We start from the raw sequence: 6,577 nt of genomic DNA, 5'->3' as shown, positions 1-6,577 counted from the left end.
GCGAGGCCGCGCGGGGGCAGGAACGCGGCCGTACGGTGAGAAGGTGCGAGTGGTCCGCGACCGGGTGGCGCTCGGCGCCTTCGCCGTGACCTGCGTCCTGGCCGGCGGCAACGCCGTGGGCGTCCGCTTCAGCAACCGTGAGCTGGACCCGCTGTGGGGCGCCGCGGTGCGGTTCGGTGCCGCCGCCGCCGTCCTCCTGGTGATCATGGCGGTGCTGCGGCTCGCCTGGCCGCGGGGGCGCGCGCTGGCCGGCGCGGTGCTGTTCGGGGTGCTGAACTTCGGCGTGACGTTCGGCCTCGCCTACTACGCGCTGGTCCACATCCACGCCGGCCTGGCCCAGACCCTCCTCGCGCTGGTGCCGCTCGTCGCGCTGCTGCTGTCGGTGGGGCAGCACCAGGAGCGGTTCAGCGCGGCCGCCCTGTCCGGGACGCTGTGCGCGGTCGCGGGCGTCGGCGTGGTGTCGCGGGCGACGGTGCAGGCTGACGTGGAGTGGCCGGCGCTGCTCGCGGCACTCGGCGCCGTCCTGTCCTTCGCGCAGGCCGCCGTCCTCGTGAAGCGGGTGCCGAAGCTGCACCCGGTGACGATGAACGCGGTCGGGATGGCCGCGGCCGCCGTGCTGCTCTTCGCCGGGTCGCTCGTGGCCGGGGACGACCGGGTGCTGCCCGACCGGGCCGCCACGTGGTGGGCGCTGGCCTACCTGGTGGTGGCCGGGTCGGTGCTGACGTTCGTGTTCTACGTGGTGGTCATCGAGCGGTGGGGGCCTTCCCGGGCGGCGTACGTGTTCGTCGTCATCCCCGTCGTGACGATCGCCGCCTCCGCGTGGCTGGACGACGAGCCGCTCACGCCGTCCCTGCTGGTCGGCGCGCCGCTGATCCTCTTCGGCGTGTACCTGGGCGCACTGCGGGGCACGGCCGCCCGCCGTGGCGGCCCCGAGGGCTGACCGTCGCCCCCGGGGCCGCTCCGGCGCGCGCGGCGCGCCGTGCCGGCCGGAGCCTGCCGTGGCGAGTGCCGGGTGCGCCCGTCCGCTGCCCGACCGGACGGGGACGGGGCACCGCCGGGGCGGGCGCACCTGGCCGCGGCGCCCAGTCAAGCAGCCCCCGCCACCGCACCCCGAGGGCCGAACGGCCTTGTGGACCAGGGCCGTTCGGGCACGGGGCGCGGGTGCCATACTCCGCCCGTCGCACCGGGACACCCCCGGCGACCGCACCGAACGGGAGCCGCACCGCCATGCACCGCCTCGCCCTGCCCGCCCCTGCCCCCCGCGCCCGGTCCGCCGGGGTGCCACCCGCCCACGGCACCCGCGCGGCGGGCGCCGTCCGGGTGCCGCCGCCCGAGGCGTCGCCGGACGCCGGTCGCGCCCACGGCGGGTGCACGGGCCCCACCGTGGCCGGCGACGGCGGGTACGGCCGCGGCACGTGCGGGAGGGGCCTGCGATGACCACCGCCGACTACCACGCGCTGCTCGCCCGCCAGGAGGCCAAGCGGCTGCGGCAGAGCCTCCTCGCCGCCCCCGCCGCGACGGTGACCCTGCCCGCGGGCCCGGCCCCCGTGCGCGACCCGTACGCCGACGGCGGCCACGACCGTGCCCACGACCAGTGGGTCATCACCCGCGACCTGCCGCTCGTCACCCCCTTCGGCCGGCTCATCGCGCACCTCTACGACGCGATGTTCGACCGCCACCCTTATCTGCGGGCGCTGTTCCCGGACTCGATGGACTTCCAGCGCGCCCATCTGGAACGTGCCTTCCACCACCTCGTCGAGCACCTCCACCGCCCCGCCACCCTGGCCGCGCACTGCGCCGCCCTCGGCCGCGACCACCGCAGGCTCGGGGTGCGGCCCGTCCACTTCACCGCCTTCGAGGAGTCCCTCGCCGAGGCCCTGCGCCGCAGCGCGGGCACCGCATGGACACCGGAACTGGAGGGCGCCTGGCTGCGGATGCTGCGCTGCGCGGTCGCCGCGATGGTGGCGGGCGCCGAGCAGGCCGCGGGCGAACCGACCTACTGGAACGCCGAGGTCACCCATCACCGGCAGGCCACGACCGTGGACGGCGGGGCCGTCGCCGTCCTGCGGGTGCGGACCTCGGAGCCGTACTCCTACCGCGCCGGGCAGTACGCGAGCGTGGAGTCACCGCTGCTGCCGCAGACCTGGCGGCCGTACGCGCTCGCCTCGGCGCCCGGGTCCCTGGACGCCGAGCCGGAGTTCCACGTGCGCATGACGGGGCCCGGCGGCGTCAGCGAGGCCCTCGCCCTGCACACCCGGCCCGGCGACACGCTGCGGCTGGGGCCCCCGCGCGGAACGATGACCCTGGACGACGCCGAACTCGCCGCCCGGGACGTGCTGATCGTGGCCGCGGGCACCGGCTGGGCCACCGCGAAGGCGCTGCTGGAGGACCTCGCCGCGCGCCGGCCCCCGGGGCGTGCCGCCCACCTCGTCCTCACGGCCCGCAGCCGGGCCGGGCTGTACGACGCGGCCGGTCTGGAGCGGCTGGAGGAACGCTGCCCGTGGCTGCGGGTCACCCTCGCCCCGGCCGCGTACGCCGACGGCGCCGACCCGCTCCGCCACCTCGGCCCCCTGGGTGATCCGGCGCACCACACCGCGTACGTCAGCGGCCCGCCGGGGATGGTCGACGCCACGGTCCGCGCCCTCGCGGAGCGCGGCCTTCCGCAGCACCGCATCCACTACAACCCGGCCCCGCCGCGGATGACCTGACCTGCCATCACCGGGGTCCCGTCGCACGCGGGCCCATCGGTCCGCGCCGGGGCCGTTCGCCCCCTTTCCGGACCGCTGCGCCCTGTGGTCACCTCACTACGGGCCCGCCCGCTCGGCGACACCGGGCGGGCCCGCCGTGTCCGTACCTGACCGGGGAGGTGCCCGTGGGCCCGATGGCGGCAAAGCGAGCCGCGAGGTGATCGCCGCGGTCGGTCACGCCGACCTGACGCCCGACAGCCTGCCACTGGTGGAGGCCGCGCTGCGGGCGCGGTTCGCGCACACCGCCGACGGGGCGACCGGTGTCGTCCGCGTCGGCGCCGGCCTGCCCCTGGCCGTCGGCCGGGCGGTACGGGGAGCAGGGCTCGGCCTCGTGGTCATGCTGCCCGCGCAGGGGTCCGTCCCCGCGCTCCTGCCGCGCCGCGACCGGGCGGCGGCCGGTGAACTCCTGCTGCTCGCCGAGCACATGCGGCTGCTTCCGTACGACCCCGAGGGGCGGGACGCCTGCGTCGGCGCGGACGAGCGGATGATCCGCACCAGCCGCCGGGTGCTGGCCGTCTGGGACGGCTCACCGTCCGACGGGCGGGACGCCACCGCCCACCTGGTGGCGTACGCCCGGGCCCGAGGCATCCCCGTGGACGTGGTGTGGCCCGCGGGCGCGGCCCGCACCCCGCGCTCGGCGGGCGGCGCCCGCACCTCCCGGGCGGCTGGTGGCGGCCGGTGAGGGGCGCGCCGCACCACCCTCGGCACCCCGGCGCCGCCCCGGACACCCGGGACGGCCCGGACACGGGGGACGGCCCGGCAGGCCGGCAGGACGGCCGGGACGGGCCCGGAGGGCGGGACGGAGCCACCGCGGCGGCTGCCGACCCGCGCCGCCCGGGGACCGGCGCCGGCCGTGGCCTCGCCTGGCTGCTCCTCGTGACCGGCCTCCTCGGCCTGCTCGCCTCCTTCGTGATCACCCTGGACGCGTTCCGGCTGCTGGAGGACCCCGACTTCGCCCCGGCCTGCGACATCAGCCCGGTCCTGTCCTGCGGCAGCGTCACGAGCAGCGAGCAGGCGTCCCTCTTCGGCGTGCCCAACCCGCTGATCGGGCTCGCCGCGTACGCCGCGGTCGCCACGACCGGCGTGGCCCTGGTCGCCGGGGCGCGCCTGCCCCGCTGGTTCTGGCTCGGCCTGAACGCCGGGACGCTGGTCGGGGTGGCGTTCTCCATGTGGCTGATGACGCAGGCGCTGTACGTCATCGGGGCGCTGTGCCTGTGGTGCGTGCTGACCTGGGCGGCGACGATCCTGATGTTCTGGTACACGACCCTGCACACCCTCGGGCGCGGCCTGCTGCGGGCGCCGGCGGCGGTGGTGGGCGGACTGCGGGAGTTCCACTGGGTGGTGCCCGCGGTGTGGCTGGGCGGCATCGGGATGCTCGTGGCGACGCGCTGGTGGACGTACTGGCAGGGCCTGTGGTGAGCGCTCCGGGACGGGAACGGCAGCGGGAGCGGGGACCACCAGGGCCCGCCGACGGGACCGTTCGGCCCTGTCAGAGCCCCCTGCCCCTGCGCGGATCATGTGGCGGCACCACACGATCCGGGGAGGTCACCGTCCGGTGGACGCGGCAGACGAGACAGGGACGAAGCAGAGGGGCACCGCCGGGCGCACCGGCCCGGCGGTGACCGGGGAGACGGCACCCGGCACCGCGCCGGCGACCGCGGGACCCCCGGCCGCCGCGGAGGGGAAGGCCGTCGGGGCTCCGGCGGGTCCCGGGGGCCCGGGGGCGACAGCGGGGGCGGAGCGCTCCGGGCCCTCGGGGGCTCCTGGAGCCTCAGCGGCTTCGGGGGCTGCCGGGAGCCGGAGCGGGGCCGGCGCACCAGGGCCTTCCGGAGCAGCCGGAACGTCCGAGGCATCCGGGCCGGCTGGGGCGTCCGGGGCGGCTGGGGCCTCCCGCGCTCCGGGGACGGCGGGCGTCCGCGGCGTGGCGGGGACGGCCGGACACCCGGCCGCCGCCGAAGGGCCCGGCTCCGCCCGGCCCGCACCAGGAGCAGGCGCCGGAGCCGCACCGGCCGCGGCTCCCCGCCCGCGGCCCGCGTGGGTGCAGTGGCTCACCACCACCGACCACAAGCAGATCGGCACGCTGTACCTCGTGTCGTCGCTCGTCTTCTTCGTCGTCGGCGGTGTCCTCGCGCTGGTCATGCGCGCCGAGCTGGCCCGCCCCGGCACCCAGCTCATCTCCAACGAGCAGTTCAACCAGGCGTTCACCATGCACGGCTCGATCATGCTGCTGCTGTTCGCCATGCCGCTGTTCACCGGCTTCGCCAACTGGCTGATGCCGCTCCAGATCGGTGCGCCCGACGTGGCGTTCCCGCGGCTCAACATGCTCGCGTTCTGGCTGTTCCTCTTCGGCTCGCTGATCGCGGCGGGCGGCTTCCTCACCCCCGGCGGCGCGGCCTCCTTCGGCTGGTTCCTCTACGCGCCGCTGTCCGACGCGGTGCACTCGCCCGGCGTCGGAGCCGACATGTGGATCATGGGGGTGGCGCTCTCCGGCTTCGGGTCGATCCTCGGCTCGGTCAACTTCATCACCACGATCATCTGCATGCGCGCCCCCGGCATGACGATGTTCCGGATGCCGATCTTCACCTGGAACGTGCTGCTGACCGGTGTGCTCGTCATCATGGTCTTCCCGGTCCTGGCCGCGGCTCTCTTCGCCCTGGAGACGGACCGCAAGTTCGGTTCGCACATCTTCGATCCGGCCACCGGCGGGGCCCTGCTGTGGCAGCACCTCTTCTGGTTCTTCGGCCACCCCGAGGTGTACGTCCTGGCGCTGCCGTTCTTCGGCATCGTCTCGGAGATCGTGCCCGTCTTCTCCCGCAAGCCGATGTTCGGCTACATCGGGCTGGTGGCGGCGACCATCGCCATCGCCGGCCTGTCCGTGACGGTGTGGGCGCACCACATGTACGTCACCGGCGGCGTCCTGCTGCCCTTCTTCGCCTTCATGACCTTCCTCATCGCCGTGCCGACGGGCGTGAAGTTCTTCAACTGGATCGGCACGATGTGGAAGGGCTCCCTGTCCTTCGAGACGCCCATGCTGTGGGTGGTGGGCTTCCTCCTCACCTTCGTCTTCGGCGGCCTCACCGGCGTCATCCTGGCGTCCCCGCCGCTCGACTTCCACACCTCCGACTCGTACTTCGTGGTCGCGCACTTCCACTACACGCTGTTCGGCACGGTGGTGTACGCGATGTTCGCCGGATTCCACTTCTGGTGGCCGAAGTTCACCGGCCGGATGCTCGACGAACGACTCGGCAAGATCACGTTCTGGACGTTGACGGTGGGCTTCCACATGACGTTCCTCGTGCAGCACTGGCTGGGCGCGGAGGGCATGCCGCGGCGCTACGCCGACTACCTCGCCGCGGACGGCTTCACCACCCTCAACACCCTTTCCTCCATCGGCTCGTTCCTCCTCGGCCTGTCCTTCCTGCCGTTCTTCTACAACGTCTGGAGGACCGCCCGGTACGGCGAGAAGGTCGGCACGGACGACCCCTGGGGCTACGGCCGCTCCCTGGAGTGGGCCACCTCCTGCCCGCCGCCGCGCCACAACTTCACGTCGCTGCCGAGGATCCGCTCCGAGTCGCCGGCGTTCGACCTGCACCACCCGGGGATCGCGGCGCTGGACCACGGCGCCGAGGAGCCGCGGCCCGCCCGACTCACCGCCCGCTGAGCGGCCGGGAAGCGAAAGGAACACGACGACATGTCCCCCGCGCTGGTCTCCCCCGCCGCGGCGGCCGTCGGCACGGCGGCGCTGACGGTGTCGGGCTGCGTCTGGTACGTGCCCGCCCTGGTCGACCTGCGGGCCGGCGCCGACCGGCCCGCGTCGCGCCGCCTGGCCG

The 6,577-nt window shown here is 75.3% G+C and carries 5 protein-coding genes; all 5 read left to right on the top strand.

The genetic code is table 11. The features are described 5' to 3' along the window. Nucleotides 1-43 precede the first annotated feature (43 nt). A complete protein-coding gene (locus tag BJP40_RS15115; protein ID WP_226962579.1) occupies nucleotides 44-940 on the top strand; it encodes a DMT family transporter in 897 nt (298 codons plus the stop codon). Between the two features lie 493 nt (nucleotides 941-1,433). Beyond that, the gene (locus BJP40_RS15105) at nucleotides 1,434-2,708 is read left to right on the top strand and encodes a globin domain-containing protein (RefSeq protein WP_071280807.1); all 1,275 of its coding nucleotides are present in this window, start codon (nucleotides 1,434-1,436) and stop codon (nucleotides 2,706-2,708) included. 196 nt (nucleotides 2,709-2,904) lie between these two features. Further along, nucleotides 2,905-3,429 (top strand): hypothetical protein, encoded by a 525-nt coding sequence (locus tag BJP40_RS15100; RefSeq protein ID WP_071280806.1) that lies wholly within the window; start codon nucleotides 2,905-2,907, stop codon nucleotides 3,427-3,429. Continuing rightward, nucleotides 3,426-4,166: a vitamin K epoxide reductase family protein gene (locus BJP40_RS15095; RefSeq protein ID WP_079171207.1), complete on the top strand. Its 741-nt coding sequence runs from the start codon at nucleotides 3,426-3,428 to the stop codon at nucleotides 4,164-4,166. The genes BJP40_RS15100 and BJP40_RS15095 overlap by 4 nt, the downstream gene beginning before the upstream one ends. Before the next feature lie 502 nt (nucleotides 4,167-4,668). Next, on the top strand, nucleotides 4,669-6,408 hold the full coding sequence (gene ctaD, locus BJP40_RS15090) for a cytochrome c oxidase subunit I (RefSeq protein ID WP_071280805.1): 1,740 nt from the start codon (nucleotides 4,669-4,671) through the stop codon (nucleotides 6,406-6,408). The last annotated feature ends 169 nt before the right edge of the window (nucleotides 6,409-6,577 follow it).

The organism is Streptomyces sp. CC53 (assembly GCF_001865245.1).
GTDB lineage: Bacteria > Actinomycetota > Actinomycetes > Streptomycetales > Streptomycetaceae > Streptomyces.
The sequence above is the reverse complement of the archived record's forward strand: the minus strand, read 5'-3'. Positions and strand labels throughout refer to the sequence as shown.